The sequence below is a fragment of the Streptomyces sp. NPDC051243 genome, assembly GCF_044455405.1.
Lineage (GTDB): Bacteria > Actinomycetota > Actinomycetes > Streptomycetales > Streptomycetaceae > Streptomyces.
Window position 1 is genome coordinate 112,713 of the sequence record NZ_JBITES010000001.1, and the last position, 26,061, is coordinate 138,773.

General features: G+C 71.4%; 26 protein-coding genes and 1 pseudogene. 8 read left to right on the top strand and 19 right to left on the bottom strand.

What is annotated here, in order from left to right; translation table 11 throughout:
- Positions 1-61: 61 nt before the first annotated feature.
- A complete protein-coding gene (locus ACIBAG_RS00495) occupies positions 62-1,090 on the top strand; it encodes an SDR family oxidoreductase (RefSeq protein WP_399099300.1) in 1,029 nt (342 codons plus the stop codon).
- Between the two features lie 25 nt (positions 1,091-1,115).
- On the opposite strand, the gene ACIBAG_RS00500 is transcribed toward ACIBAG_RS00495, so the two are convergent.
- The 4 genes from ACIBAG_RS00500 to ACIBAG_RS00515 form a co-directional block, all read right to left on the bottom strand.
- Positions 1,116-1,355: a hypothetical protein gene (locus ACIBAG_RS00500; protein WP_399099302.1), complete on the bottom strand. Its 240-nt coding sequence runs from the start codon at positions 1,353-1,355 to the stop codon at positions 1,116-1,118.
- Between the two features lie 62 nt (positions 1,356-1,417).
- The gene (locus ACIBAG_RS00505; protein WP_399099304.1) at positions 1,418-2,707 is read right to left on the bottom strand and encodes an ROK family protein; all 1,290 of its coding nucleotides are present in this window, start codon (positions 2,705-2,707) and stop codon (positions 1,418-1,420) included.
- A gap of 56 nt (positions 2,708-2,763) precedes the next feature.
- Positions 2,764-3,744 carry a phosphotransferase family protein gene (locus ACIBAG_RS00510; protein ID WP_399099306.1) on the bottom strand — a complete coding sequence of 327 codons (981 nt, stop codon included), beginning with the start codon at positions 3,742-3,744 and terminating at the stop codon, positions 2,764-2,766.
- Positions 3,745-3,766: 22 nt separating this feature from the next.
- Positions 3,767-3,895 (bottom strand): hypothetical protein, encoded by a 129-nt coding sequence (locus ACIBAG_RS00515; RefSeq protein ID WP_399100579.1) that lies wholly within the window; start codon positions 3,893-3,895, stop codon positions 3,767-3,769.
- A gap of 46 nt (positions 3,896-3,941) precedes the next feature.
- Between ACIBAG_RS00515 and ACIBAG_RS00520 the strand changes: the two are divergent.
- A pseudogene (locus ACIBAG_RS00520) lies at positions 3,942-4,052 on the top strand (diguanylate cyclase); the annotation flags it as partial.
- On the opposite strand, the gene ACIBAG_RS00525 reads toward ACIBAG_RS00520, so the two are convergent.
- On the bottom strand, positions 4,004-4,936 hold the full coding sequence (locus ACIBAG_RS00525) for a DUF3626 domain-containing protein (protein ID WP_399099308.1): 933 nt from the start codon (positions 4,934-4,936) through the stop codon (positions 4,004-4,006). The pseudogene ACIBAG_RS00520 and the gene ACIBAG_RS00525 overlap by 49 nt on opposite strands.
- A 92-nt stretch (positions 4,937-5,028) precedes the next feature.
- Here ACIBAG_RS00525 and ACIBAG_RS00530 point away from each other — a divergent pair, with 92 nt between their 5' ends.
- A complete protein-coding gene (locus tag ACIBAG_RS00530) occupies positions 5,029-5,523 on the top strand; it encodes an FBP domain-containing protein (protein ID WP_399099310.1) in 495 nt (164 codons plus the stop codon).
- A gap of 46 nt (positions 5,524-5,569) precedes the next feature.
- On the opposite strand, the gene ACIBAG_RS00535 is transcribed toward ACIBAG_RS00530, so the two are convergent.
- Positions 5,570-6,907: an erythromycin esterase family protein gene (locus ACIBAG_RS00535; protein ID WP_399099312.1), complete on the bottom strand. Its 1,338-nt coding sequence runs from the start codon at positions 6,905-6,907 to the stop codon at positions 5,570-5,572.
- 302 nt (positions 6,908-7,209) lie between these two features.
- Between ACIBAG_RS00535 and ACIBAG_RS00540 the strand changes: the two genes are divergently transcribed.
- From ACIBAG_RS00540 to ACIBAG_RS00550, 3 genes are all read left to right on the top strand, one after another.
- Positions 7,210-8,463: an aromatic acid exporter family protein gene (locus ACIBAG_RS00540; RefSeq protein ID WP_399099314.1), complete on the top strand. Its 1,254-nt coding sequence runs from the start codon at positions 7,210-7,212 to the stop codon at positions 8,461-8,463.
- A 45-nt stretch (positions 8,464-8,508) separates the two neighbouring features.
- Positions 8,509-9,567, top strand: a complete 1,059-nt coding sequence (locus ACIBAG_RS00545) for a hypothetical protein (protein WP_399099316.1) — start codon at positions 8,509-8,511, stop codon at positions 9,565-9,567.
- 126 nt (positions 9,568-9,693) lie between these two features.
- A complete protein-coding gene (locus ACIBAG_RS00550) occupies positions 9,694-10,917 on the top strand; it encodes a beta-propeller fold lactonase family protein (RefSeq protein ID WP_399099318.1) in 1,224 nt (407 codons plus the stop codon).
- On the opposite strand, the gene ACIBAG_RS00555 is transcribed toward ACIBAG_RS00550, so the two are convergent.
- Together ACIBAG_RS00555 and ACIBAG_RS00560 are read right to left on the bottom strand one after the other, a co-directional pair.
- Complete coding sequence (locus ACIBAG_RS00555; RefSeq protein ID WP_399099320.1) at positions 10,885-11,610, bottom strand: DUF2470 domain-containing protein; 726 nt, start codon at positions 11,608-11,610, stop codon at positions 10,885-10,887. The genes ACIBAG_RS00550 and ACIBAG_RS00555 overlap by 33 nt on opposite strands.
- Before the next feature lie 104 nt (positions 11,611-11,714).
- On the bottom strand, positions 11,715-12,323 hold the full coding sequence (locus ACIBAG_RS00560) for a TetR/AcrR family transcriptional regulator (protein ID WP_399099322.1): 609 nt from the start codon (positions 12,321-12,323) through the stop codon (positions 11,715-11,717).
- Positions 12,324-12,430: 107 nt separating this feature from the next.
- On the opposite strand from ACIBAG_RS00560, the gene ACIBAG_RS00565 reads away from it, so the two are divergent.
- A complete protein-coding gene (locus ACIBAG_RS00565) occupies positions 12,431-13,951 on the top strand; it encodes a cytochrome P450 (RefSeq protein WP_399099324.1) in 1,521 nt (506 codons plus the stop codon).
- Here ACIBAG_RS00565 and ACIBAG_RS00570 read toward each other — a convergent pair.
- Entirely contained in the window at positions 13,913-14,743 is an 831-nt protein-coding gene (locus tag ACIBAG_RS00570) for a pentapeptide repeat-containing protein (protein WP_399099326.1), read from the bottom strand. The two genes, ACIBAG_RS00565 and ACIBAG_RS00570, sit on opposite strands and share 39 nt — an antisense overlap.
- Positions 14,744-14,903: 160 nt before the next feature.
- On the opposite strand from ACIBAG_RS00570, the gene ACIBAG_RS00575 reads away from it, so the two are divergent.
- Entirely contained in the window at positions 14,904-15,104 is a 201-nt protein-coding gene (locus ACIBAG_RS00575; RefSeq protein WP_399099329.1) for a DUF5999 family protein, read from the top strand.
- Between the two features lie 7 nt (positions 15,105-15,111).
- Here the strand turns inward: ACIBAG_RS00575 and sigJ are convergent, their stop codons facing one another.
- From sigJ to ACIBAG_RS00625, 10 genes are all read right to left on the bottom strand, one after another.
- On the bottom strand, positions 15,112-16,005 hold the full coding sequence (gene sigJ / locus ACIBAG_RS00580; RefSeq protein WP_399099331.1) for an RNA polymerase sigma factor SigJ: 894 nt from the start codon (positions 16,003-16,005) through the stop codon (positions 15,112-15,114).
- A 45-nt stretch (positions 16,006-16,050) separates the two neighbouring features.
- On the bottom strand, positions 16,051-16,794 hold the full coding sequence (locus tag ACIBAG_RS00585) for a PIG-L deacetylase family protein (RefSeq protein ID WP_399099333.1): 744 nt from the start codon (positions 16,792-16,794) through the stop codon (positions 16,051-16,053).
- Between the two features lie 28 nt (positions 16,795-16,822).
- Complete coding sequence (locus ACIBAG_RS00590) at positions 16,823-18,124, bottom strand: alpha/beta fold hydrolase (RefSeq protein ID WP_399099335.1); 1,302 nt, start codon at positions 18,122-18,124, stop codon at positions 16,823-16,825.
- A 133-nt stretch (positions 18,125-18,257) separates the two neighbouring features.
- Complete coding sequence (locus ACIBAG_RS00595) at positions 18,258-19,286, bottom strand: LacI family DNA-binding transcriptional regulator (RefSeq protein WP_399099337.1); 1,029 nt, start codon at positions 19,284-19,286, stop codon at positions 18,258-18,260.
- An 86-nt stretch (positions 19,287-19,372) separates the two neighbouring features.
- Entirely contained in the window at positions 19,373-20,803 is a 1,431-nt protein-coding gene (locus ACIBAG_RS00600; RefSeq protein ID WP_399099339.1) for a BNR repeat-containing protein, read from the bottom strand.
- A gap of 53 nt (positions 20,804-20,856) precedes the next feature.
- Positions 20,857-21,177, bottom strand: coding sequence for an L-rhamnose mutarotase (locus tag ACIBAG_RS00605; RefSeq protein WP_399099341.1), 321 nt, complete (start codon positions 21,175-21,177; stop codon positions 20,857-20,859).
- Between the two features lie 31 nt (positions 21,178-21,208).
- Positions 21,209-22,288: a rhamnose ABC transporter substrate-binding protein gene (gene rhaS / locus ACIBAG_RS00610; RefSeq protein ID WP_399099343.1), complete on the bottom strand. Its 1,080-nt coding sequence runs from the start codon at positions 22,286-22,288 to the stop codon at positions 21,209-21,211.
- 121 nt (positions 22,289-22,409) lie between these two features.
- The gene (locus ACIBAG_RS00615; protein WP_399099345.1) at positions 22,410-23,405 is read right to left on the bottom strand and encodes an ABC transporter permease; all 996 of its coding nucleotides are present in this window, start codon (positions 23,403-23,405) and stop codon (positions 22,410-22,412) included.
- A complete protein-coding gene (locus tag ACIBAG_RS00620; protein ID WP_399099347.1) occupies positions 23,398-24,438 on the bottom strand; it encodes an ABC transporter permease in 1,041 nt (346 codons plus the stop codon). Before ACIBAG_RS00620 ends, ACIBAG_RS00615 begins: the two co-directional genes overlap by 8 nt.
- A complete protein-coding gene (locus ACIBAG_RS00625) occupies positions 24,435-25,952 on the bottom strand; it encodes a sugar ABC transporter ATP-binding protein (RefSeq protein WP_399099349.1) in 1,518 nt (505 codons plus the stop codon). The genes ACIBAG_RS00620 and ACIBAG_RS00625 overlap by 4 nt, the downstream gene beginning before the upstream one ends.
- Between the last annotated feature and the right edge of the window lie 109 nt (positions 25,953-26,061).

The following is a 26,061-nucleotide window of genomic DNA, read 5'->3' on the forward strand; positions in this document are numbered from 1 at the left end:
GTGCGCGCGCCTCGAACGGGTACCCGGAGGCTCCCGTCCCCCTTCCCGAGAGGAGCCGCAGGTGAGCAGCCAACCGGATCACAGGGTCGTGGTCACCGGCGCCACCGGGAACGTCGGTACGAGCGTGGTGCGACTGCTCTCGGAGGATCCCGAGGTCGGTTCCGTCCTGGGGCTGGCCCGCAGGGCTCCGGAGTGGTCGCCGCCGAAGACGGACTGGGCGACGGTCGATCTGGCGTCCGAGCAGACCGATCTGCCGGGTCTGTTCGAGGGCGCCACCGCCGTCATCCACCTGGCCTGGGCGTTCCAACCGACGCACGATCCGGCGGTGACCTGGCGGACGAACGTGCTGGGCGGCATCCGCGTGTTCGAGGCGGCGGCCGCGGCGAAGGTGCCGACGCTGGTGCACGCGTCGTCGGTCGGCGCGTACTCGCCGGGGCCGAAGGACGACGCCGTGGACGAGTCGTGGCCGACGCACGGCTGGCCCGATGCCGCGTACTGCCGGGAGAAGGCCTACCTGGAGCGCACGCTGGACACCTTCGAGGGCCTGCACCCTTCGGTCCGCGTGGTGCGCATGCGACCGGCCTTCCTGTTCAAACGGGAGTCGGCGAGCGAGCAGCGCCGCATCTTCGGCGGCCGCTTCCTGCCCGGCCCGCTGGCGCGTCCCGAGCTGCTGCCGTTCCTGCCCGACATCCCGGGACTGCGGGTCCAGGCCCTGCACACCGATGACGCGGCCAGGGCGTACCAGCTCGCCGTGAAGTCCGACGTGCGCGGCGCCTTCAACCTCGCGGCGGAGCCGCCGGTCGACGCGGAACTGCTGGGCGGGATGCTGGGCGCCCGCCCGCTGCGCCTGCCGCGCACGGCGGCCCGCTCGGCGATCGCCGCCGCCTGGGGGCTGCACCTGCTCCCCGCTTCACCGCACCTGTTCGACGCCGTCCTCAGGCTGCCCCTGATGGACTGCACGCGCGCCCGTACGGAACTGGGGTGGAACCCGGAGCGCACGGCGACCGAGGTGCTGGAGGAGTTCCTGCAGGGCCTCCAGCAGGGTGCCGGTGCGCCGACGGAACCCATGCAGGGCCGCAAAGTGGGCTGACCCCGCCCAGCGGCCCGTCCCCGTCTCAGCCGGTCGGCTCCTCGGGTACGGGGTGTTCGGGGTGGACGGTGCCCGACTGCGGCGCCCCCTGCCGGCCCGTGCCCGCCTCGTCCGTGTCGGGGACGTCATCCGCCTCGGTGGCGTCCTCCGCGGGCTCGACCGGGACGTCCCACGGGTCCTCTCCCGTGTCCGTCTGCTGGTCCGGCATGTCCCTCGGTACCGGCTCGCCGGTCCGGTCCGGCGCCTCGCGACCGTTGTCGGCCATGGTGCACCTCCCTGGCGTCGTCGGAGCGTCCCGCGAGTACCGCCTGGTCCACCGGCGAAACGTCAGGGCGCCACCGGCTCGGTGAGGGCGGAACCCCATGCGGGCGACGGAACCTCGGGGGCCGGCTCGGCGCGTCGGCCGCCGCGTGCGAAGAAGTCGGCCAGCGGCAGGATCGCGGCGCCGACGGTGACCGCGTCCGGGCCGAGTCCGCCGAGGCCGACGGTGGCCTTCCGGGCCGGATGCCGCAGGGAGTACGCGGCCGCGTGGCGGCGTACGGCGGGCAGGAACCGCGCGCCGAGCTGGAGACCCGCCCAGCCGCCGATCAGGATGCGCTCGGGCTGGAAGAGGTTGATCAGGTCGGACAGACCGGCGCCCACGTACTCGGCCGTCTCCTCCAGTACGGCGAGCGCCCCGGGGTCGGCCGCATCGCCCTCGGGCGGATAGGCGGCGGCCAGCATCGCCGCCAGCGCGGTCTCCTCGTCGGCGCCCTCCGGCACACTCCCGCCGGATTCGCCCCAGCGTTCCAGCAGCGCCTCGGCGCCCGCGTACGCCTCCAGGCAGCCGAGCGCACCGCACCGGCAGCGGCGCCCCCTGACCCGTACCGTCAGATGGCCCCACTCCACCGCCCGCCCGCGCTCCACCTCGGGAGTGACCAGGCAGGCACCGACCCCGGAGCCGAACAGCGCGACGATCGCGCTGCGGGCGCCGCGGCCGCCGCCGAACCACATCTCGGCCTGGCCGAGGGTCCTGGCGCCGTTGTCGGTGAAGTACGGGACGGCGTCGGGGAGTCGGGAGCCGTCGCGCAGGAGCCGCTCCAGCGGCACCGCGTCCCAGCCGATCGTCTGACCGTGCACCACGGCACCGGTCCCCGGTGTGTGCTCGACGATGCCGGGGACGCCGACGCCGACGCCGAGGAGCCGTTCGGGCCCGATGCCGGCGCCCGCGAGCACCTCGGCGACGCCGTCGCGCACATGGCCGACGATGCCGTCCACCTCGTACCGGGCCCGCGCCAAGGGCCGTTCGGTGCGGGCGAGTTCGGTGAGCGTGAGGTCGAACAGCCCGATCCGCACCCGGGTCTCGCCGACGTCGACGCCGATCATGTGGCCGCTGCCGGGCGCCACGCGCAGCAGGATGCGGGGGCGGCCGCCGTCGGAGTCGACGCTGCCGGCCTCCTCGACCAGTCCGTCGGCGATCAGCTCGGCGACGACGTTGCTGACGGAACCGGAGCTGAGCCCGGTCGCCGGGCCGAGTTCGAACCGGCTGAGCGGGCCGTCGAAGTAGAGGCACTGCAGTACGGCCGTACGGTTGCCCCGTCTGAGATCCCGTACCGTGCGCCCGTTGCGCCCCGCCATGCGGCTCCCTCCGGACCAGCCGTGTTCCCCACCTGTTCGAACGCCCCCATTGTGGACTACGACGTGAGGTTCTCGACCTCGGCCAGGGCGGCGACGAGCTCCGGTGCGACCCTCGCCTGGACCCAGCGTTCCGTGTCGACGTCGACCGCTCGTGGGACCGTCTCGGAGAGCATGATCAGATAGAGGTAGGCACGGTAAAGGGCCAGCCGCAGGCGGGCCGGGACGTCGAACTCTGCCCGGCCGCCCGCCTCCCGGTACCCCGTGAGGAACGCCTCGTCCTTCCTGATGTCGCCGAGCAGCGCCAGGGAGACGAAGTCGGCGAGGGGGTCGCCCCAGAACATCCGCTCGCCGTCGATGAGCCCACCGATGCGGGGCTCCTGCTCTGCCGTGCGGTCCAGCAGGATGTTCCCGTCCCACAGGTCGAAGTGGACCAGTACGGGGATCGTGACCTCGTCGAGCGCGGGGTAGGCGGGCCGGAGCATGCGGGCCACCTGGTCGGCGGAGCGGGGCAGCCGGGCTTCGTAGTCCCGGGCGTCGTCCAGCACGGCCTCGATCATGGCCGTGAACGCGGTCCGCCAGTCGGGCGCGAGCGGGCCGAGGGCACCGGAGGGGTAGCCGAAGCCCGGCCCGGTCACCGTGTGCAGACGGGCCACCTGACGCCCCAACTCCCGACGCAGCGGGGCCCTTTCGGTTTCGGGGAGCGAGCCGTTCCAGGGCTCACCGGGGCAGGCCGTCATCAGCAGATGCGGTACGGGGGGCTTGTCGTCGAGGGCCACGACGCGCGGGGCCTGGACACCGGCCGCGGCGGCCCCGCGGTAGAACTCCGCCTCGGAGGTCAGCAGGCCGCGCTCGTAGCGCAGGCCCGGGACGGTGGACGCGGGCGGGACCTTGAGGATGTAGCGACTGCCGTCGATGAGGAGGAGTTCCTCGACGGTGTTGTACGTGCCGCCGCTCAGGGGCCGCACCCCGGCGAGCAGGCCGGGGTCGAGGTCCGCGCCCTTGAGTACGCGCCGAGCCCAGTTCCAGGAGTCCGTCAACGCCCCGCCCCGTTCTCTCGTGTCAGCCCGCGGCGTACACGTCCTCCACGTAACGCCCGTCTCGCACCAGTCCGTCGAGCCACTGCCCGGCGGCCGCCTCACCGCCGTCCGGCGTGCGGTCCCGGAACAGGGTACGGAACGCTTCCCGCACGCCGGGTGCCATTTTCGAGCCGTCGCCGCAGAGGTACACCCACTGCCATCCGCGGCGCCTGTCGGCACGGTGGGGCGCGGCGAACCGTACGGAACCGGCCGCCCGCGCCTATGCGCTGGGCGTGCTCGCGCCCGGCGTGTGGCCGCCGACGCCGGCCGCCTCGGACGAGCCGGAGTCGCCGGAGCAGGCCGTGCCCGCGCCCTCGGGGGCGCCGAAGCGGGCGAGGATGTGCCACACCATCTTCAGGTCCTGGAGTTCGTAGTGGCCCGTGCGCGCGGCGTCCCCGATGACGCGCGGATCGATGCGGCCGCACTCGGCGATCCGGGCGCCCAGGTCGGCGTACTCCTGGCCGCGGTAGTCCGCGTGGCGGCGCAGTTCCGGCACGCTGAGCCGGTAGCCGGGGTGCCACTCGACGGGGCAGGGCAGCAGGCGAGCCGCCGTTTCGACGGGTGTGCCGCGGTAACAGACGTCCAGGACGACGGCCTCCACATCCCGGGCGAGGACGACCCCGCCGTGGATCTGTGCCTCGATGTAGTCGTTGAGGGCGTCCCGCTCGTCGGCCTCGGCGAGCGCGACGAGATGCTGGGCCGCGGCGACTGCGAAGTCGGTCGGTTCGGCGGCGCTGTCGGGGTAGCAGAAGGTGGCGCGGGCGAGTGCCGCGCCGGTCAGCCGGAAGTGCGAGGAGCCGAACCGCGGGGCGGCACCGACCACTTGGCGCCGGAAGTTCAGGCCGCCGTACACGGGCCGCTCGTGTGCGGTCGCGTCGTCGTACGCCCCGCCGAAGATCCGGCTCTCCCAGCGCCAGCGGTCGCCTCCGGGGTGGGCGGTGAGGCCGCCGTTGCTGGTGCCGGTGACGAACTGGGAGTGGTAGGCGCCGTCCTCCGCCAGCGCGCGCAGGATCGGCACGCCCCGCACCAGCCGGTCCGGGTGGAAGTTGAGGGTGATGCGCGCGTCGGGGTCGACGGCCGGCCCCTTGGCGGAGGCCGCGACATGCCGCAGTGCCGCCTCGGCCCGCGGTGACCCGGTGAGGCTGAAATCCACTGGCTCCCCCTCAACTTGCTGCCTAATCTAGGCCATAACCTAGTACCCCTAGGTTTTATCGATCAACGACCGGCAACCACTTGGAGACTCCCATGAGATCACTCACCGAGCAGGACATCCGCAACTCCTTTATCAACTGCTCGAAAGGAGAAGCCAAGCGCCTGTCCGTGCCCCGCGATCTCGACGAACGTCCTTGGGACGATCTCGACTTCCTCGGCTGGCGGGATCCGGGGGCGCCCGATCGCAGCTATCTGGTGACCGAGAGGGAGGGGCGCCTCATGGGCGTCACCCTCCGCTTCCCGTCCTCACAGCGCGGCTTTCTGCACCGCAGCATGTGCTCCCTGTGCCTGACGACGCATTCGGGCGGCGGCGTTTCCCTGATGACCGCCCGCAAGGCGGGTGCGGCGGGCCGCGAGGGCAACTCGGTCGGCGTGTACATGTGCACCGACCTCGCCTGTTCCCTCTATGTCCGCGGCAAGAAGGTCCCGGACTCCGGGGCCCGCTTCGAGGAGAGCCTGACACTGGAGGAGCAGATCGCCCGAACGACCGGCAATCTCACCGCGTTCCTCGACAAGCTGTACGTCTGAGCGCGGCGCCCCCACCGGTCACGCAGCCCTCACCGGTCCCGCAGCCTCACCGGTCCCGCAGCGTCGAGGCCTCCACTCGGTGGAGATGGATCAGGACGTCGTACGTGCGGGCCAGCGCCATGTCGTGCGGGCCGTCCGGGTAGGCGGTGCCGATGCTCCGCGTCGGCCGGGCCCGGCGCAGCCAGTCGTCGGCCGGTGCTCCGACGGACCGCAGGTCGAGCAGGTGGTCGCGGTACCGCACCCGGTCGAGGGTCCGCTCGTTGCCGGCCGGGTCCGCCGGACCCAGCGTCCAGCGGCGGATGACCTCGTCGTCCGTGCCGGTGGCGTTGAAGGAGCCGCGATCGAAGGTCAGGCCGACGCTCACATAGCCCGCGCCGAGACTCTCCCGCAGGAACGCGCCCTGCACCTTCGGGTTCTCGGCGGGTTCCTCCGGCACATAGCCGACGTGGTTGTTGTGCGCCGACAGCAGCACCTTGGTGCCGGTGTGCCGCTGCCACCACACCACGTTGGCGGCCATCGCCCCGTCGCGGTAGCGCATGGCCGCGGCGATCTGCGCGGGGTCCTCGAAGTCGAAGGCGTACTGCCGGGCGGTCTGGTCGATCACCCTCGCCTGCTGGAGAACCAGGTCGTACGCCTGGCGGCGGTCGGAACCAGGAGCCCGCCCCGCCAGCAGCCGAAGCGCCTCACCCGTGCGCTCCGCTCGCTCCTCGCGTTCGGCGTACGGCAGCCGCAGGTACTGCTCGATGTACGCCCCGGTCCGCACGGTCGGCCGCAGTCCGCGGTAGAGCTCGGCGAGGCGGGCGCTCAGCTCGGGGCGGGCGTCGGCCACGTACGCCTCGACGGCGTCGTACAGCTCGGGCCCGGTCCAGGCGATGTCGTCGCCCATGAAGCGGACGGGGTCATCGGGGTGCCGCACGTTGTACGCCCGCATCCACTCGATGAGCCGCGAACAGTCGGTGTTGTTCCACCACAGGTAGTCCCGCTGGAACTCCTCGCGCATGACGCGCCGGGGGTCGCCCTTGCCGTACAGCACGTAGTCGTTGAGGCGCGCACCCGTGCTCCAGGGGACCTCCAGGGCGAAGGTGCGGAAGCGTTTCTCCTCGACCAGGTGACGGAAGACCCGGTCCTTGAGGGCGAAGAAGTCGTGCGAGCCGTGGGTGGCCTCGCCCAGCCCGACGACCCGGGCCTCGCCGATCATCCGGTCCAGAGGGCGCAGGTCGTCGGTGTCGCCGCCCGGTTCGACGGTCCTCAGCGGGTGCGCGGCGCGGTCCAGTGACTCGACGACCGTCGTGGAGGATGATGCCGCCGTTGCCGGGATGCCGGTCGTCAGGGCGGCGAGGATGATGAACAGGGTCAGCAGTAGTCCGGTCCGATGCCGATTCATGATCCAAGGCTTGCGCTCCGGGCGGACGGGAACCATACGGCGGTCCTCCGTCCCCGGATGCGGACAACCACGGGGTGACGGCGGGGGTTTTCCTCAGTCCCGGACCGGTCGGACCGGTGAATCCGGCCGATCGAGGCTCGGGCCCGGGGCGGTGACCGCCCCACCTCGCACGGGTGTCCACGATCACCACCCCGCCCCCTTGCCGTACTCCCGCCGCTGCGATCAATCTGGGGTTTCTTGCGGACCGTCCTGGTCCGCAAGCTGTGTGTTGGAGGCCTCTGTGGAAAGGGAACAGCGCAAGGATGCGAGAGGCACGTGAGGAAACGGCGTTCCAGGAGCGGCTCGGGAAGCTGCGCCGGGATCCCGTGGTGGTCCAGACGCTGCGGTCGGCGGCCGCGGCGACGATCGCCTACGTCATCGCGCTGCGCCTGAGTCCGGAGCAGGCCCCGCTCACCGCGCCCCTGACCGCGCTGCTGGTCGTCCAGGTGACCCTGTACGCCACGCTCACCAACGGCATCCGCCGGGTGAACTCCGTGGTGGCCGGTGTGCTGGTCGCCATCGCCTTCAGCCTCCTGGTCGGCCTGACCTGGTGGAGCCTGGCACTGCTGATCGTGGCCTCGCTGGCGGTCGGGCACCTGGTGCGGGTCGACGAGTACGTACCCGAGGTGGCGATCAGCGCGATGCTGGTCCTCGGCGTCACGACCGTCGGGGACACGGCGTGGGCGCGGATCCTGGAGACGCTGATCGGCGCGGTGGTCGGGCTCGGCTTCAATCTGCTCCTCGCGCCGCCGGTGTGGGTGGACGAGGCCGGTGAGTCGCTGGAGGGACTGGCCCGCCGGCTGCGGCAGTTGATGCTGCGCATCGGTGAGGAGGCCGCCGGACGCCAGCCGTTCGAGCAGGCCGCGGCACGGCTGCACGAGGCACGCCGGCTCGACCACGACATCATCGAGGTCGACGCGGCGCTCAGGCAGGCCGAGGACAGCCTGCGGCTCAATCCGCGCGTGCGCGACAGCCTGCTGCACCGGGTGGTGCTGCGCACCGGACTGGACACGCTGGAGATCTGCACGGTCGTCCTGCGTGTGCTCGCCCGCACCCTCACCGACCTCGCGAAGGAACGCGAGCCCGAGCCGCTGTTCGCGAAGGAGACGGGCGCCGTCGTGGAGCAGTTGCTGTCCGAGATCGCCGACGCGGTCGTCAGCTTCTCGGTGCTGGTCACCACGCACGTCAGCAGCAATGCCGACGCGGCCGAGTCCCGGCTGTCCGCGGAGTTGCGCACGGCCGTGGGCACCCGCGACAAACTCGCCCTGCTGCTGCGCGAGGAGGCCGAGCGCGAGAGCGGGCACTGGCAGTTGCACGGTGCCGTCCTGACCGAGGTGAACCGCATCCTCGACGAGCTCGACACCGAGCACCGCTCGCGTCGGCTGCTGGAGGAGCTGGACCGGGTGTCGCAGGAGCAGCGCGTGCGGATGCCGCGGCTGACCCGGCTGCGCGAGCGCATGGGCGTTCAGGAGCAGCTGTGGCGGAACCGGACCGGGATGGGCGGGCGTTCTCGTTAGGGGACGCCGGGTACGGGCCGGCGCCGGCAGCGAGGGAGCGGGCCGATGGCCGACACGACCGTACGGATCGACGGGAACACATTGCGGCTGCCCGGCGGTGTGGCGGTGCGGTTCATCCGTACCCTGCGGCTGCCCGAGTCGGGCACGCACCCGCTGCCTCCGGGGCTCGGCGAGTTCCCGGTCCGGCGGGTGGCGGACCACCCCGACACGGTTCCGGAGGCCTGGCGGGCGCGCGGCGGGGTGATGCTGCCGGTGTATCTGCGCGAGGCGATGTGGCTCAGCTTCGGCGGCACCACGGAACCGGCGGCCCTCCAGGTCGGGGTGGGCAAGGTGTGCGCGGTGTCGGGGAAACCGTGGAGCGACCGGCTGGCCCGTAAACCGCAGAACTACGTCGTACTGCCCCGCCAGCCCTGGCTGGACGGCATCAACTCCGGGAAGGGCACGGTCCGACAGTTCGTGGCGGTGCCGCTGGGGCTCGGCGCGACCGTCGAGGGGCAGGTCACCGGCGAGGAGGTCTGGGGCGGCGTACAGCTGCAGTCGTTTTCGCTGAAGGAGCCCCGGCTCGCCCAGTGGCGTGCGGAGGAGCGGCGCCGGGCGGAGTCGGCGTGGGCCGGCGCGCCGTCCGGTGGCTTCGGTGCCGCGATGCCCATGGCGGCACCGGCTCCCCAGGGCGCGGTCCCGGCGCCCGCCGCCGCTCCGGCGGGCATACGGTCCCGGGCCGCGGCGGCGATGGGCCTGGGCGTCGGCGGCTCGATGCGGCAGGACGTCTACCAGGACGACCGCCCGCTCTCGGACTGGGAGGACCGCCCCGGCGGCCGGGTCTTCGTCCATCTGGTGACGCCTCCGGAGTGGCGCCGCATCACCGGTGAGACTCCCCCGCCGTCACCGGTCGACCGGGCCGCCTACACCCGCGCGGGCCTTCCCTGGTTCGACTACTACGACCAGGACGCCGAGGATCTCGCCCCCACGGACACGCTGAAAGCGGTGAAGCCGGTCGGCGACTGGCTCGGCGACGACCACGAGCCCTGGCAGTCACCCTCGCCGGGCCAGGTGCTGCCCCTCAAGGACGCGCAGGGAAAGCCGGTGGAGGACGGGGACTGGTAGATCTCGCCCACCAGTCACCCAGCCGTTGCGCATCTTGCAATAACCGTTGCTCTTCTTGCGTTTGAGGGGTGATCCACGCCAAGGTTGCTGTCGCGACCACGACGACCGACGACCTGAGGTGTGGACATGGTGGGCAGTGGTGGGCTGAGCAGGCGCCGATTCGTCGGAACCCTCGCGGGATCGGCCGCCGGCGTCACGGTCCCGGCGACCACGGCGTGCGACGACGCGCCCGCGCCGGCGGACATGGCCGGCACGGCGGCCTCCGAGGCGACGACGCCCGGGCCGCATCCGAGCGCCCAGAGCGAGAGCCGTGCGCCGTCCGGCCCGCGCCCCCTCTACCTCGGCACCTACACCTCCGTGGAAGGCGGCGGCCAGGGCATCGGCCTCGCCACGTACGACCCGGGCACGGGCCGTGTCACCGGCACCGGGACGATCACCGGCGTCGGCGACCCGTCGTATCTCGCGCTGCACCCGAACGGCCGGACGCTGTACGCCGTCAACGAGCGCGAGGACGGTGCCGTGACCGCCGTGCGCCTCGCCGATCGCGAGATCCTGGGAAGCCGCGGCACGGGCGGGGCGGCGCCCTGCCATCTGTCGGTGCATCCGAGCGGACGCTGGCTGCTGAGCGCCAACTACGGCACCGGAAGCGTGGCCGTGCACCCCATCGACGCCTCGGGCGCGCTAGGCGAACGCACCGACCTGGTCACACACTCCAGTCCGGCGCCCGGTCCGGGCCAGGAGGGCCCGCACGCCCACCAGTTCGTCACCAGCCCCGACGGCGGCCATGTGCTCGCCGTCGACCTGGGCACCGACACGGTGTACACCTACCGCCTCGACCTGAAGGCGGGCACGCTCACCGAGGTCGCGCGGGCGCAGACCGAGCCGGGGGCGGGCCCGCGTCATCTCACCTTCCACCCGGGCGGACGGTACGCGTATCTGGCCAACGAGGTCGACAACAGCGTCGCCGTCTGCGGTTACGACCCCGCGACGGGCAGGCTGACCATCGGCGCGGAGCAGGACACGGGCACGGGCTCCGGCACCAGCTATCCGGCGCAGATCGCGGTGACGCCGAACGGCCGCTACGCCTATCTCGCCAATCGGGGCCACAACAGCCTCGCGCGCTACGCGGTGGAGGCGAAGGGCGCCCGCCTCAGGCTGCTCGACACGGTGCCGGTGTCCGGGGACTTCCCACGGCAGATCGCCCTCTCGCCGGACGGCAATCTGCTGTTCGCGGCGAACCAGCGGTCGAGCACCGTCAGCGTCTTCCAGGTCGACGAGGACAGCGGTGAACTGCGGCTCACCGGCGAGCCGTTCGCGTCACCCGTCGCCGTCTGTGCGCTGCCGCTGTAGGGCACGGGGGCAGGACGCGGCGCCGGCCTGGGCGAGCAGGATGTGCATGCGCTCGGTGAGCTGTGCGACGTCGTCGGCAGGCCGGTGGAACGGCAGCCGTACGTCTGCCTGGGCGCGGGCGCGCTCGATGCGCAGGGTCAGTCCGTGCCGGTCGACGGCGAGCGGCTGGACGCGGACGGCGCCGTGCAGACTGTCGGAGCCGACGAGGCGGGTGAGCCGCTCGACGGCGTCCGGGTGACAGTCGGCGAGGTGGGTGAGCAGCCCGGCCTCGGCGGTGGCCAGCGGGTCGGGCGCGGCGGCGGCGAACTCCTCGAGGTCGACGACCACGGCACCGGACGGCTGTCGCAGCACCGCCCGCGTCGCCCGGAAGGCGAGTTTGCCCTCCTCGGGGGCGAACCAGCCGGACAGCCAGAGCCGGGAACGGATCCGCCCCCGCACCGGGACGGGGGCGACGTCGGCGAACTCCAGGACGGCCGACGGCTCTCCGCGGGGCGCGCAGATCGCCGCCGCGACGAGCACACTGTCCTCCGGCACGTCCAGCAGGACGCGGCCGTCGTCGGTCACGGTGTGCGCGCCGACCAGCTCGTCGCGGCAGCCCTCCGCGGTCACCGCGCAGGACCACGCCGCGGCGAGCACCGACCGGGCGCGTTCCGCCGCGGAAGGCGCGGCCGCCCAGGTTTGGCTGTCAGCCATCCGATACCTCCTTAGGTAAGCCTTGCCTAACCTATCGAAGATCGGGCCGCACGCCAACCAGCCCCGGCGATCCTGTGCGATCTCTTTGGCGGCGACCTGGGCGTTCAGGCCGCGATGACACCCAGCAGTGCCCGGGCGCACAGGTCGCGCACCTGCTCCCGGGACAGCTCCGAACCCCTCAGCCACTCCAGGCACACGGCGGTCGTGAACGCCAGCCAGCCCCGCACGGCGAGCCCGACGTCGGGCCGCTTTTCGAAGACCGGGCCGAACTCGGGATCCGCCGCCATGGCCGCCAGGATCTGCTTCTCCTGCGCGGCCAGGGCCCGTTGATAGACCTTGCGCACCGCCTGGTCACCGGCCGCGTCGGCGCGATGGAAGGCTCGGTAGCCGTGGGCGTGGGCCTGAACGTACTCCAGGTACGTGTCGAGCCCCGCGGCGAGCTGCTCGCGTACCGGAACCCCGGGCACGGCGGCCGTCATCCGCAGCATGCGCTCGCTCTCCCGCTCGACGACGGCCGCGAAGAAGTCCCGCTTCGTCGGGAAGTAGTGGTACAGCAGCCCTCGCGAGACGCCGGCGATCTCGGCGACCTGCTCGATCCACACGTCGTCGTACGGACTCTCCGAGAACAGCCTCGCCCCGACGGCGAGGAGCTGCTCGCGGCGCTCCTCCGTGCTGAGCCGGCGGCGTGCGCGCTCGCCCTGGTTCGCGGCCATGTCCGCACTTTACTTGACGTGGATTCAACAGCGGGATCACACTGGGCGCGTTATTGAACCGACGTACAACGAGCTCAACCTGCCGCTGGATCGAGGGAGATCGCGTCATGGCGGAGACGACGACCGGGAACGGACTCCCGAAGGGGTTCCGCAGCGCCGAGCAGGGCTGGCCGGAGCTGCACCGCATACCGCATCCCCCGCACCGGCTCCCCCTGCTCGGCGATGTGCTCGGCGCCAGCAGGCGTACGCCGCTGCAGGACTCCCTGCGCTACGCCCGCGAGTTGGGGCCGATCTTCCGGCGCAGGGCGTTCAACAGGGAGTTCGTGTTCGTGTGGGGTGCCGGTCTCACGGCGGACATGGCGGACGAGTCCCGCTTCGCCAAGCACGTCGGGCTCGGGGTCGCCAATCTGCGCCCGGTCGCCGGGGACGGCCTGTTCACGGCGTACAACCACGAGCCGAACTGGCAGTTGGCGCACGACGTGCTGGCCCCGGGGTTCAGCCGCGAGGCCATGGCGGGCTACCACCCGATGATGCTGGACGTCGCCGACCGGCTCATGGCCCACTGGGACCGCGAGCTCACGGCGGGCCGGTCGGTGGACGTGCCCGGCGACATGACCAAGCTGACCCTGGAGACCATCGCCCGCACCGGGTTCGGGCACGACTTCGGCTCCTTCGAGCGCGCGCGTCCGCATCCCTTCGTGACGGCGATGGTCGGCACACTCACCTACGCCCAGCGCCTGAACTCCGTACCGGTGCCTTCCTTGCTACGGCGAGCCGCGCGCCGCAACGAGGCTGACATCGCCTACCTCAACCGCACGGTCGACGACCTGGTCCGCGCCCGCAGGGCGAACGGTCCCGGCGACGGGGACCTGCTGGACCGCATGCTGGAGACGGCCCACCCGGAGACGGGCGAGCGACTGTCCGCGCAGAACGTCCGCCGACAGGTGATCACCTTCCTGGTGGCCGGCCACGAGACGACCTCGGGCGCGCTCTCCTTCGCCCTGCACTACCTCTCCCGCCATCCGGAGGTCGCGGCCCGCGCCCGGGAGGAGGTGGACCGCGTCTGGGGCGACGCGAAGGCGCCCGCGTACGACCAGGTGGCAAGGCTGCGGTATGTGCGCCGCATACTCGACGAGGCGCTGCGGCTGTGGCCGACGGCGCCCGCCTTCGCCCGGGAGGCCCGCGAGGACACCGTGCTCGGCGGGGTCCATCCCATGCGGCGGGGCGCCTGGGCGCTGGTGCTCACGGCGATGCTGCACCGCGATCCGCAGGTGTGGGGCGCGGACGCCGAGCGGTTCGACCCGGACCGCTTCGAGGCGGGCGCCGTACGCACGCGTCCGCCGCACACCTTCAAGCCGTTCGGGACGGGGGCGCGGGCGTGCATCGGGCGCCAGTTCGCGCTGCACGAGGCCACGCTGGTGCTGGGGCTGCTGCTGCGCCGGTACGAGCTGCGGGCGGACCCGGGCTATCGGCTGCGGGTGACCGAACGGCTGACGCTGATGCCGGAGGGGTTGCGGCTGGGCCTGGAGCGGCGGGCCAGGCCCGTGCCCACGGCACCTGTCCCGTCCGCCACCAGTGAGGACGCGCCCTCAGACCTGCGCTGTCCAGTGCGTCGGGCGGCTGACTGACCCGGGCAGCCGGGTGCCCGCGCTGCCCCGGGCCGCGTTCAGCTGGGGCTGGGTCAGGAAGAAGGCGCCGGTCAGATCGGCGTCCGTGAGGTCGGTGTCGCGCAGGTCGGCGCCGATGAGGTCCGCCCCGCGCAGGTCGGCGCCGGTCAGGTCGGCGGCGATCAGGTAGGCACCGCGCAGGTTGGCGCCGCGCAGGTCGGCGCCCCTCAGCCGGGCACCGATCAGGTCCGCACCCCGGCGATTCTTCTTCCGACCGCCCGCGCCCGCACGCGCCAGCTCACTGGTCTTCAGCAGCAGGGCGTTGACCTCCTGCCGGTGGGCGCCCACGTCCAGTGCGCCGAGTTCCCCAGGGGTCCCGCGCGTCAGTTCCTCGGTCGCCTCCCGGAGCTTGCGCAGCTCGGCGTGGACGGGACGGGCGGCGGGCAGGGTCAGGGCCTCGGTCAGGTACCAGAGCAGTTCGTGGAGCTGCCGGACGACCGGGAAGACGTCGAACATCCGCCGGGCGTGCTCGCGTGAGCCCGTGCGCCAGTCCTGGCCGGCGAACGTGACCTGCGAGACCTTCTGCCCGGCGCCGAAGCAGTCGTAGACCGTGCAGCCGGTGAAGCCGCTCTGCCGGAGCCGGGCGTGGATGCCGCAGCGGTGGTCGTCCTGGAGGTTCCGGCAGGGCGTCCCGGCGTCCTTGTCGAGCGCGAAGTCCGCGGAGGCGGCGAAGGGCAGCGCGACACAGCACAGCCCGAAGCAGTTCGCGCAGTCTCCGCGCAGGTCGATGAGGTCGCCGGGGTGATCTTGCATGACATCAGCCTAATGTCCGTCGCGACACGAAACCTCACCGATGAGTTTCCGGCGCTGTGGGGGTCCTCTCATACAACGGAAAACAAAGTCGGCTAACACAGAGACAGGAGCCGACGGAAGCAGGAGCAGCGCCCCGCGAACGAACCCGAGGAGAGCCGTCATGTGCAGCCACCAGCCCCCGTGCCCCACCGCCGACAGCCCCGACCACCACGCCGCCGTGATCGTGTCGGCCCACCCCGAGCAGGGCTGGAGCCTGCTGTGCAACGGCACCATCGTCTTCGACGACACCGGTGAACTCCTGCCGGACGGGCGGGTGGTGAGCCCGCACCGTACGGTCGGCGTGCTGGCCGTGGCCGCCTGAGGCGGCGTCAGCCGGCGAGGCCCGTCAGGTCGAGGCGTCCCAGCCGCTCGGGGTCCGCCAGGATGTACATCCGCGTGATGCGGCCGTCGGCGATGGTGACGCCCATGACCGACTGCGGCTTCCCCTCGGGCAGGTTGACGGCGCCGACGGTCCCGTTGACCAGCACGAGCCGCGCGTACTGCGCGAGGTGGGCGAACAGCATCGCCTGCTCGGCCACCGGCTTCGCACCGCGCACCACCTTGGACGCGGCCGCACCCCCGACCAGCGGCCCGGAGTCGGCCCGCAGCACGACATCGGGGTCCAGCACCGCGAGCAGCGCCTCGAAGTCCCCGGCGCGAGAGGCGGCGACGAAGGCGTCGAGCACCTGCCGCTGCCTGCCGAGATCGGGCTCGGCCGAGGGCGTGGCGCCCCGCACCCGGCGCCGGGCGCGGCTGGCCAGCTGACGGGTGGCGGCCGATGTCCGGTCCACGATCGGCGCGATCTCGTCGAAGGGCACCGCGAACATGTCGTGCAGCACGAACGCGATCCGCTCGGCCGGCTCCAGCGTCTCCAGCACCACCAGCAGGGCCAGGCCCACCGAGTCGGCGTGGAGCACTTCCTGTTCCGGGTCGATCTGTGACAACGGACGGATCACGGGGTCCGGGACGAAGGTGTCGTCCAACGGTTCCTCATGGCGTCTCGTGCGTGAGCGCAGCATGTCCAGGCAGACCCGGCCGGTGACCGTGGTCAGCCAGCCGCCGAGGTTCTGGATCTCGCCCGGGTCCGTGCGGCTGAGCTTGATCCACGCCTCCTGGACGGCGTCGTCCGCCTCGGACAGTGAGCCCAGCATGCGGTAGGCGACGGCCTTCAGATGGCCGCGATGCTCCTCGAACCGGTCGACCAGGGCCGGCGTGCCCGTCATCTGCTCCCCCTCGTCTGTCGAATCATCTGGCGGACAGCTCGAAGGTCATCTGCCAAAAAGCTCGAAGGCCACCGCGGGTTTTCCTCCGAACCGCTCCCCCATGGCATCCGCGTGCTGGGTGAGGAAGCCACGGACGTACGTCTCGGGATCCTCGTCCGTCAACGCCTCGATGTACGCGCGGTGTTCGAGCAGCGAGCGCACCGCGCGCTCCAGCCCCGGTGTCGCGTCCACCGCGTGGGTGGGTGTGCTGGAACCGGCGACGGCGACCCAGCGGACGCCGTTCCACGGCTCGAGGCCCTGCTCGGTGAGGTCGGGGAAGATCCAGCGGTTGCCCGCGTCACCGGCCGCGTCCAGCGTGGCCCGGCCGACGGCCACGTGGTCCGGCGTGTTCCAGGCGACGCCGCCCCAGGTGTCCCGGTGGTTGAGAGTTATCACCAGCTCGGGCCGGTGGCGGCGGATCGCGGCGGCGATGTCGCGGCGCAGGGCGAGGCCGTACTCGATCACGCCGTCCTGGTGGTCGAGGAACTCCACCGCCGACACGCCGACGACCGCGGCGCTGGCCCGCTGCTCGCGCTCGCGCAGCGGGCCGCACTTCGCGGGTTCGAGGGTGTCGATGCCGGCCTCGCCACGGGTGGCCAGGACATACGTCACCTCTCGGCCCGCGTCCGTCCAGGCGGCGATCGCCGCCGAGCAGCCGTACTCGAGGTCGTCCGGGTGCGCGACGACGGCGAGCGCGCGCTGCCAGTCGTCGGGCATGGGCTGGAGTTGAGTGATCGTCGGCTCGGTCATGCCCGCACCCTAGCCCGTGACACTGACATCACGCCTCGTCACGGGTGAGTGCGAGCAGCCGGTCCAGGACACGGGGGCCGCCGGCCCGTACGCCGTCGTGCTCGAACTCGTCGGTGACCCAGGTGCGCAGGCCCCGGATCGTACGGGCGGTGGCTAGGGAGTGGGCGGTGTCGACGTACATGTCGTCGTGGTAGACGGCCGCCGCGACCGGGACCTCGTTGGCGGCGAGGCGCGCGGAGTCGTACAGCGGCGTCCAGTCGGTGCGGGCGGCGAGGAGTTCGGCGGTCTCGCGCAGCGGGCGCAGGGCCGGGTCGCAGTCGAACATCCAGGGGTGGATGGTCTCGCCGGTGAACAGCAGCGGTCCGTCGCCCGCGAGGGTCTTGGCCGCGTCGAACTGCGGGAACTCGGCGCGTACGCGCTCGGCGGACCAGGCGGTGGGGCGGGCGTCCTGGCCGTAGATCGCCTCGTGGACGAGGGCGTACAGCGGGTGGCTCGCGTACGACAGCAGGCCCTGGACCTCCTCCAGGAAGGCGTCCGAGAGGGCGGGGCCCTGCGGGGTGCGGACGAAGGCGTCCTCCAGGAGGTAGTGCAGACGGTGGCTGCCCTCGCTGCCGCCGAGGACGATGCCGAGGGACTGGAAGGCCTCGGCGGTGAGGCGGTAGCCGTTCGGCAGGACCACGTCGCCGCCGAGGAGGTGGTCGGCGATACGGCGGGCGCGCTCGACGTCCTGCGGGTAGCGGGCGTAGTGCGCGGCGACCTTGCGCTCGATGCGCGGGTAGGCCGCGCGGTAGACATCGTCGGCGTGGGCGTCCAGGGAGGGCAGGCCGCCGGTGATGACGGCGGCGGTCAGTCCCTCGGGGGCGGTGGAGAGGTAGTTGACCGTGCAGAAGCCGCCGAAGCTCTGGCCGAGGACGGTCCAGGGGGCGCCGCCCGTGACGTCGCGGCGGATCGCCTCGCAGTCGCGGACGATCGAGTCGGAGCGGAAGTGCGTGAGGTAGTCGGCCTGTTGGGCAGGGCCGCCGCGCAGCGGGAGCGTCTGGCGGTTGGCGGGCGTGGAGTGGCCGGTGCCGCGCTGGTCGAGGAGCAGGACGCGGTACTCCTTCAGCGCGCGGCCGAGCCAGGCGCCCTTGCCGACGAAGCGGTTCGCGCCGAAGCCGGGGCCGCCCTGGAGGTAGACCAGCCACGGCAGGTCCTGGTGCGCCTTGTCGCTCGCGACGACCTCACGGGCGTAGAGCTCGATCGTCTCCCCCGTCGGGGCGTCGTGGTCGAGGGGCACGGTGAAGTGGCGGTCGGTGAGGACGACGCCGGGCTGGCGGTAGCTGACGGTCAACAGGGCTCCCGGGACGGAGGGTTTTCGGGCCGCGTCCCAGTTCAGCACATGTTCGTCCGCCGACCGAGCCCCGGGATCATGAAATCGTACTGAATGGCGGATCAGTGGGCCGGAAGGCCGGCCCTCCCCCGGATCAGCGGGCCGACAGGCTGGACCGGCGTACCACCAGCTCGGGCTGGAGGACGACCCGCCGGTGCTCGTGCTTCCTCCCGCCGGTCTCCTCCTCCGTCTCCTCCAGGAGCATCTCCGCCGCGAGGGTGCCCATGGTGACCGCGGGCTGCCGTACCGAGGTGAGGGGAACGGCTGCGGCGGCGGCGAACTCGATGTCGTCGTAGCCGACGATCGCGAGGTCGTCGGGGACCCCGACGCCCGCGGCGTACATGGCCTGCAGGACGCCGAGGGCGAGCAGGTCGTTGGCGCAGAAGACGGCGGTGGGGCGGTCGCCGCCGAGGCCGAGCAGGCGGGCGCCGGCGTCCCGGCCCGCGGCGACGTCGAGCCGCTCGGTGGGCAGCTCGCGCAGGTGCTCGGGGCCGAGGCCGGCCTCCTCGAGCGCGTTCAGGGCGCCGGTGCGGCGGTCGCGGACCTGGTTGAGGCCGGGCGGGCCGCTGACGTACGCGATGGAGCGGTGCCCGGCGTCCACGAGATGGCGTACGGCGAGCGCACCGCCCGCGACGTCGTCGACGGAGACCGAGCATTCGGTGGTGCCCTCGGCGACCCGGTCGACGAGGACGAAGGGGATGTTGTGCCGCCGGAACGTCTCGATGTTGCGGCCGGTGGCGTCTGCGGGGGTCAGCAGGACGCCCCGCACCCGCTGCTCGGCGAAGAGCGACAGGTAGTCGGCCTCCTCGCTCGCGCTCTGGGCGCTGTTGCAGACCATCACGCCGAGCCCGGCGTCACGCGCGGCCCGTTCGGCACCGCGCGCCACGTCCACGAAGAAGGGGTTGCCCATGTCCAGCACGAGCAACCCCATGATCCGGCTGCGGCCCGCGCGCAGCTGGCGCGCGGACTCGCTGCGGACGTAGCCCAGCCGGTCTATCGCGGACTGCACGCGCGCGCGGGTCTCCGTCGCGACCGTGTCGGGACGGTTGATGACGTTCGAGACCGTGCCGACGGAGACTCCGGCGGCGCGGGCGACGTCCTTGATACCCACCGACTGGGTCATCGGTCAGGGACCTCCAGGGAGACGTGCAGAACATTGTGGGGCGGCGGGAAGGCACATTACCGTCAAGCCGCCCACAACGGCTGCGATCAGGCAGGCAGGCGGAAGTCGAGGCTACGCAGCGCCGAGGGCGTCGTACCGCTGGACTTCTCCTGGTACATGATCGACAGGGAGTTGTCCTGTGGGACCCGCGTCTCGTCGATGACGACCTCGCCGAAGGCGTTCAGCCCTGCCGTGACGCCGTCGTACAGGACCGACCAGTCCGTGTACCCGGAGGCCTTGGAGGCTCCGGCTATCCGGCAGAACGGGAAGATCGCGTACGCGTTGTCGTACTTGTCCAGGATCAGCTTGGTGCGCTGGCTGGAGTTCAGCGGGACCGGGATCTCGGTCTTCTGCCAGGCGCCCGAGGCGTTCTTGCGGACGTGGAAGGCGCGGCCGCCCGCGGTGCGGTCGGCGACGTAGTTCGTGGTGCACTGCCCGAAACGGCCGGGGACGTAGCTGATGATCGCGTGCGGCAGGCCGGCGGAGTCGGTGAACTGGCTCTCCTGGTTCATCAGGGAGTGGTCCGGGTTGAGCGCGTCGATGACGAGTCCGCTGTCGGTGACGGCGACCTTGTCGGAGCCGCCGGTCGCGCCGACGACGGTGCCCGCGTTGTTGCGCCAGGTGCGGCCGCGGTCGTCGGAGTACACGTAGCCGGTGTCGTGGTTGGTGATGCCGCCGCTGGAGCACATCACCGCGCCGTTCTGCTCACGCCAGGTGAAGAAGGAGTGCAGGCGGCCGTTCTTGTCGTAGTCGATGCCGTGCAGATACATGTTGCGGGCCGTGGAGGAGCCGTGCTCGCTGGTGTACGTGCCGGTGGAGCTGCTCCACTCGCCGAGGTTGGTCCAGTTGGTGCCGTCGTACTCGGCGAGGGCGTTGCGGCCGTTGCCGGAGACGGCGACGCGGTAGCTGAGCTGCAGCCTGCCCTCGGGGGTGGAGATGAACTGCGGGTAGGTGAACTGCGAGGTGAGGGCGAGGCCGTCCAGGGTGGACTGGGGTGCGCCGAAGCGGCTCGCGGTCCAGCTCAGGCCGGCCGGGTTGTCCATCAGCCCCGCGACCGACTTGACGTAGGTGAAGCCGTCGCTGTGCGAGTCCATGTTGAGGTGGAGCCGGCCGTCGATCTTGGAGACACCCATGGAGATGACGTTGTGGGAATCGTTGTAGCGCAGGGTGTGGCCGACCTTGACCGTGGACCAGGTGCTGGAGCCGAGGACGCGGCGGCCGACGACGGCGTTGCGGTCGGCGGTGTACCAGACGGCGTACTGGTAGCCCTTGTAGGTCAGCAGGCCGTTCTTCTGGAAGGCGTTGTTGTTGACCAGGCCGTCGTACGACACGAAGAAGATGGCCTGCGTGTCGAGGGTGGTGGTCCCGGTCAGGGTGAGGGACGGGCCGGGGTCGGCCGCGCGGGCGGTGCCCGAGGCGAGGGCGGGGGTCATCACGGCTCCGGCGAGGGCGGCGCCCAGCAGGGTGCGTCTCTTCATCTCGGGGGGACTCCATTGTCGGCGAGGTGCGGGGAGGGGTGACACAGCGGGGGTCAGGCGAGGTGGAAGACCTCGGTGAGGGGCTTCATCGCCTCGTCGGGGCGGGCGCCGTCGAGGGACTCGAACAACTCGCCCATCTCGGCCTGCCAGCGGGCGTTGACCTCGGTGGCTTCCATACCGGCCTTGGCGGCCTCGAAGTCCTCGGTCTCCAGATAGCCGACGAGCAGGCCGTCGTCGCGCAGGAAGAGGGAGTAGTTGTGCCAGCCGGTGGCCGAGAGCGCTTCGAGCATCTCCGGCCACACGGCCGCGTGGCGTTCGCGGTACTCGGCGATCCGGTCCTCGCGGACCTTGAGCAGAAAACAGACGCGCTGCATGAAGTACCGCTCCTCCAGGGTGGGTCGGGGATCAGAAGTTGTACTGGTCGATGTTCTTGGCGTCGAAGACGGTCGGCTTGCCGAGGCTGATCACGCCGTCCTTGCCGATGGTGTACGTGGTGTCGCCGGCCTTGAAGGTCTCGCCCTCCTTGCCGGTGATCCGGCCGGAGACCAGGGCGACGGCGGCGCGGGCGGCGAGGTCGCCGAGCTTCGCCGGGTCCCACAGCTCGAACGCCTCGACGGTGCCGTTCTTGACGTACTTGCGCATGTCGTTCGGGGTGCCGAGGCCGGTCAGCTTGACCTTGCCCTTGTACTTGGAGCCCGACAGGTACTGGGCGGCGGCCTTGATGCCGACGGTGGTCGGGGAGATGATCCCCTTCAGGTTCGGGTACTCCTGGAGCAGGCCCTGGGTCTGCTGGAAGGACTTCTGGGCGTCGTCGTCACCGTAGGCGACCTTGACGAGCTTGATGTCCTTGTACTTGGGGTCCTCGAGCTCCTTCTTCATGAAGTCGATCCAGATGTTCTGGTTCGTCGCGGTCTGCGCGGCGGACAGGATCGCGATCTCGCCCTTGTAGTCGATCTGCTCGGCGAGCAGCTGCACCTCGGTGCGGCCCAGGTCCTCGGCGGAGGCCTGCGAGACGAAGGCGTTGCGGCAGTCGGCGGTGGTGTCGGAGTCGTAGGTGACGACCTTGATGCCGTTCTTCATGGCCTGCTTGAGCGCGGTGCACAGGGCGCCCGGGTCCTGCGCGGAGACGGCCATCGCGTCGACCTGCTGCTGGGTGAGCGTGTTGACGTACGACACCTGCCCGGCGGTGTCGGTCGCGCTGGACGGGCCGACCTCCTTGTAGCTGGAGCCCAGCTCCTTCAGGGCCGCCTCGCCGCCCTTGTCGGCGGAGGTGAAGTAGGGGTTGTTGACCTGCTTGGGCAGGAAGCCGACGGTCAGGCCCTTCTTCAGCTCGGCGTTCGGGTCGGCCTTGCCCGCGGAGGCCGCGGAGGCGCCCTCGTTCTTGACGTCCTCCTTGGTGGTCCCGCCGCAGGCCGTGAGGGCCAGGGCGAGGGAGGTGACGGCGGCGAGGCCGGCGGAGGCACGGCGGAGGGATGACTTGCGCATGGCGGAATCCTTTTGACGAAGGTGAGCTGGAGCGCCCCGAACAGGGCGCGGGTCTGTATCGATGTGCGGCTCCGCCGCGTGGGCGCGACCAGCCACGACGGACCGGCATCTTTCGAACGGCCTATCCAGCGGAGCGTGCCGCCCTCGCTACGGAGATCTGCCGTGCGACCCGGGGGCCGAGCACGGACAGGACGAGCAGAACGCCGGTGACGACGATCTGCGACTGGGCGGAGACGTCCTGGAGGCTCATCACGTTCTGCAGCGCGCCGAGCAGGAAGACTCCCGCGATCGCGCCGCCGAGCGTGCCCTTGCCGCCGTCGAAGTCGATACCGCCGAGCAACACGGCGGCGACGACGGAGAGTTCGAGACCGGTGGCGTTGTCATAGCGGGCGCTGGCGTAGTGCAGCGCCCAGAAGATCCCGGTGAGGGAGGCCATCAGGCCCGTCACCGTGAACAGGATCAGCTTCTGCCGCTTGACCCGGATCCCGGCGAACCGGGCGGCCTCCTCGCTCGCGCCGATCGCGAACAGCGACCGCCCGAACGGCGTGGCGTGGAGCGCGACCACGGCGATGGCGAGCAGGACCAGGAAGGGCAGGAAGGCGTACGGGACGAAGGTGTCGCCGATGCGTCCGGCCGCGAAGTCCAGGTACTGGGTCGGGAAGTCGGTCACCGCGTCCGAGCCGAGCACGATCTGTGCGATGCCCCGGTAGGCGGCGAGGGTGCCGATGGTGACGGCGAGGGAGGGCAGTCCGAGCCGGGTGACGAGCAGGCCGTTGATCAGGCCGCAGACCACACCGAGCAGCAGGCAGATCGGAATGATCGTCTCGATCGCCATGCCCTGGTTCCACAGGGCGCCCATCACGGCACCGGACAGGCCGGCGGTGGAGGCGACCGAGAGATCGATCTCGCCCGAGACGACCAGGAGCGTCATCGGAAGGGCGATCAGGGCGATCGGAAGGGTGTTGCCGATCAGGAACGACAGGTTGAGGGCGTTCCCGAATCCGTCGACCGTCGAGAAGGACAGCAGGAGCACGACGATCAGCAGCGCGCCGACGGCTGAATCCCACCTTTTCAGGGCGGACCAGCGGCTGGCTCGGCTCAGGGAGAAGTCAGCCATGGCGGGCGTTCCTCTTCTTCAGGGCGGAGGCCACGCGCAGTGCGACGATCCGGTCGACCGCGATGGCGAGGAGGAGCAGGATGCCGTTGATGGCGAGCACCCAGACGGAGCTGACGCCGAGGGCGGGCAGCACGCTGTTGATGGAGGTCAGCAGCAGCGCGCCGAGCGCGGCGCCGTAGACGCTGCCGGAGCCGCCGGTGAAGACGACGCCGCCGACGACGACCGCACTGACGACGGTGAGTTCGTAGCCGTTGCCGGTCCCGGAGTCGACGTTGCCGAACCGGGCCAGGTACAGGGCGCCCGCGAGTCCGGCCAGCGCACCGCAGAAGGTGTACGCGGCGAGGATCCGCTTGCGCACCGGGATGCCGGCGAGGCGGGCGGCCTCCGGGTTGGAGCCGAGGGCGTACAGTTCGCGGCCGCTGCCGAAGTGCTTGAGGTAGTAGGCGGTGGCCACCAGCACGGCGACGGCGATCAGGGCCAGCCACGGCAGGGCGGAGATGCCGCCGGAGCCGAAGTCGACGAATCCGTCCGGGAGGTCGGCCGCGGTGATCTGCCGGGACCCGACCCAGATGGAGTCGATGCCGCGGATGATGTACAGCGTGCCGAGGGTGACGACGAGGGCGGGCACCTGGCCGAGGCTGACGAGGAGGCCGTTCAGCAGGCCGAAGCCGATGCCCATCAGGATCGCCAGCAGCACGGCCACGACCGGGTTCCCGCCGCCCTGGAGGAACGTACCGGCGGCGAAGGCGCTGATGCCGAGCGTGGAGCCGACCGACAGGTCGACGTTCCTGGTGATCACCACCAGGGACTGGCCCGTGGCGACCAGGACGAGGATCGTCGCGTTCAGCAGCAGGTCCTTGATGCCCTGCTCGGTGAGGAACTCGCTGTTGCCCAGCTGGGTGACGACGATCATCACCACGAAGACGACCAGGATGGCGAGTTCGCGCATCTTGAAGACGCGGTCGACGAGGCGGGTGCCGCTGGACTTGGGCACCTCGGTCACGGGAGCCTCTTGGGGAGTGGTCACCGTCATGCGGCGGCCCTCCCGGTGGCTGCGGCCATCACGGTTTCCTCGGTGGCTTCGGAGCGTGGGATCTCGGCGGTGAGGCGGCCCTCGTGCATCACGAGCACGCGGTCGGCCATGCCGAGGATCTCGGGCAGGTCGGAGGAGATCATCAGCACGGCCACCCCGTCGGCGGCCAGCTCGCCGAGCAGCCGGTGCACCTCGGCCTTCGTACCGACGTCGATGCCTCGGGTGGGTTCGTCGACGATCAGCACCTTGGGGCCGGTGGCGAGCCACTTGGCCAGGACGACCTTCTGCTGGTTGCCGCCGGACAGGGTGGAGACGGCGTCGGCGATCCGGGCGTACTTGACCTGGAGCTTGACGGCCCAGTCGAGGGAGCGGCTGCGTTCGGCGCCGCGGTCCATCAGGCCGGCCCTGACGGTCGTACGGAGTCCGGTGAGGCCGATGTTGCGCTCGATGGACATGTCCATCACCAGGCCCTGGGCACGCCGGTCCTCGGGGACGAGGGCGAGTCCGGAGGCCATGGCGGTGGACGGGGCGCCGTTGGTCAGGGCCTTGCCGCCGACGGAGACCTCGCCGGCGTCCCAGCGGTCGATGCCGAACACGGCCCGCGCGACTTCGGTGCGGCCCGCGCCGACGAGCCCGGCCAGGCCGACGATCTCACCGCACCGCACCTCGAAGGAGACGTCGGTGAAGACGCCCTCGCGGGTCAGCCGGCGTACGCTCAGGGCGACCTCGCCCGGCTTCACGTCCTGCTTGGGGTACAGCTCGTCGAGGTCGCGGCCGACCATGCGGCGGACCAGGTCGTCCTCGGTCATGCCGTCCAGCGGCTCGCTGGCGATCCAGGCACCGTCGCGCAGGGTGGTCACCCGCCGGCAGATCTGGAAGATCTCCTCCAGCCGGTGGGAGATGAAGAGGACGGCGGCGCCCTGTTCGCGCAGGGTGCGCACGACGCCGAAGAGGCGGGCGACCTCGCTGCCGGTGAGGGCGGCGGTCGGCTCGTCCATGATCAGGACGCGGGCGTCGAAGGAGAGTGCCTTGGCGATCTCGACGATCTGCTGGTCCGCGATCGACAGGCCGCGCGCGGGGCGGTCGGGGTCGAGCTCGACGCCGAGGCGCTGCATCAGGGCCAGGGTCGCGGAGTGCGTGGCCTTGTGGTCGATGCGGCCGAGGGCGCGGCGCGGCTGGCGGCCCATGAAGATGTTCTCGGCGATCGACAGGTCCGGGAAGAGGGTCGGCTCCTGGTAGATCACGGCGATGCCGGCGTCGCGGGCGTCACCGGGACCGTGGAAGACGACCGGCTCACCGTCGAGCAGCACCTTGCCCGCGTCGGGCCGGTGTACGCCGGCGAGCGTCTTGATGAGGGTGGACTTGCCCGCGCCGTTCTCGCCGGCGAGGGCGTGCACCTCCCCGGCGAACAGCTCCAGGGAGACATCCCTCAGGGCGCGGACCGCGCCGAAGGACTTCGAGATGTCCCTGAGCGCCAGAACCGGGGCCGGACCCGTGGTGGACGGGTGGGTCATGGGGGCTCCTCGACGACGCCGGCGGGACTGCCCTCTCGGCGTCGTGAAAGGTTTCAACTTGGTTGCCGGGACGTTAGGCACGGACGGCATGTCACGTCAATGGGTCCGT

Excerpts from the sequence above, each read along its gene's own strand:
- ACIBAG_RS00620 (WP_399099347.1), bottom strand. The coding sequence starts at position 24,438 with ATGACGGTGACCACTCCCCAAGAGGCTCCCGTGACCGAGGTGCCCAAG.
- sigJ (WP_399099331.1), bottom strand. The coding sequence starts at position 16,005 with ATGACGGGCACGCCGGCCCTGGTCGACCGGTTCGAGGAGCATCGCGGC.
- ACIBAG_RS00555 (WP_399099320.1), bottom strand. The coding sequence starts at position 11,610 with ATGGCTGACAGCCAAACCTGGGCGGCCGCGCCTTCCGCGGCGGAACGC.
- ACIBAG_RS00505 (WP_399099304.1), bottom strand. The coding sequence starts at position 2,707 with ATGGCGGGGCGCAACGGGCGCACGGTACGGGATCTCAGACGGGGCAAC.
- ACIBAG_RS00570 (WP_399099326.1), bottom strand. The coding sequence starts at position 14,743 with ATGCAAGATCACCCCGGCGACCTCATCGACCTGCGCGGAGACTGCGCG.
- ACIBAG_RS00605 (WP_399099341.1), bottom strand. The coding sequence starts at position 21,177 with ATGCAGCGCGTCTGTTTTCTGCTCAAGGTCCGCGAGGACCGGATCGCC.
- ACIBAG_RS00585 (WP_399099333.1), bottom strand. The coding sequence starts at position 16,794 with ATGACCGAGCCGACGATCACTCAACTCCAGCCCATGCCCGACGACTGG.
- ACIBAG_RS00575 (WP_399099329.1), top strand. The coding sequence starts at position 14,904 with ATGTGCAGCCACCAGCCCCCGTGCCCCACCGCCGACAGCCCCGACCAC.
- ACIBAG_RS00615 (WP_399099345.1), bottom strand. The coding sequence starts at position 23,405 with ATGGCTGACTTCTCCCTGAGCCGAGCCAGCCGCTGGTCCGCCCTGAAA.
- ACIBAG_RS00625 (WP_399099349.1), bottom strand. The coding sequence starts at position 25,952 with ATGACCCACCCGTCCACCACGGGTCCGGCCCCGGTTCTGGCGCTCAGG.
- ACIBAG_RS00600 (WP_399099339.1), bottom strand. The coding sequence starts at position 20,803 with ATGAAGAGACGCACCCTGCTGGGCGCCGCCCTCGCCGGAGCCGTGATG.
- ACIBAG_RS00540 (WP_399099314.1), top strand. The coding sequence starts at position 7,210 with ATGCGAGAGGCACGTGAGGAAACGGCGTTCCAGGAGCGGCTCGGGAAG.
- ACIBAG_RS00530 (WP_399099310.1), top strand. The coding sequence starts at position 5,029 with ATGAGATCACTCACCGAGCAGGACATCCGCAACTCCTTTATCAACTGC.
- ACIBAG_RS00550 (WP_399099318.1), top strand. The coding sequence starts at position 9,694 with ATGGTGGGCAGTGGTGGGCTGAGCAGGCGCCGATTCGTCGGAACCCTC.
- ACIBAG_RS00500 (WP_399099302.1), bottom strand. The coding sequence starts at position 1,355 with ATGGCCGACAACGGTCGCGAGGCGCCGGACCGGACCGGCGAGCCGGTA.
- ACIBAG_RS00560 (WP_399099322.1), bottom strand. The coding sequence starts at position 12,323 with ATGGCCGCGAACCAGGGCGAGCGCGCACGCCGCCGGCTCAGCACGGAG.
- ACIBAG_RS00535 (WP_399099312.1), bottom strand. The coding sequence starts at position 6,907 with ATGAATCGGCATCGGACCGGACTACTGCTGACCCTGTTCATCATCCTC.
- rhaS (WP_399099343.1), bottom strand. The coding sequence starts at position 22,288 with ATGCGCAAGTCATCCCTCCGCCGTGCCTCCGCCGGCCTCGCCGCCGTC.
- ACIBAG_RS00565 (WP_399099324.1), top strand. The coding sequence starts at position 12,431 with ATGGCGGAGACGACGACCGGGAACGGACTCCCGAAGGGGTTCCGCAGC.
- ACIBAG_RS00545 (WP_399099316.1), top strand. The coding sequence starts at position 8,509 with ATGGCCGACACGACCGTACGGATCGACGGGAACACATTGCGGCTGCCC.
- ACIBAG_RS00595 (WP_399099337.1), bottom strand. The coding sequence starts at position 19,286 with ATGACCCAGTCGGTGGGTATCAAGGACGTCGCCCGCGCCGCCGGAGTC.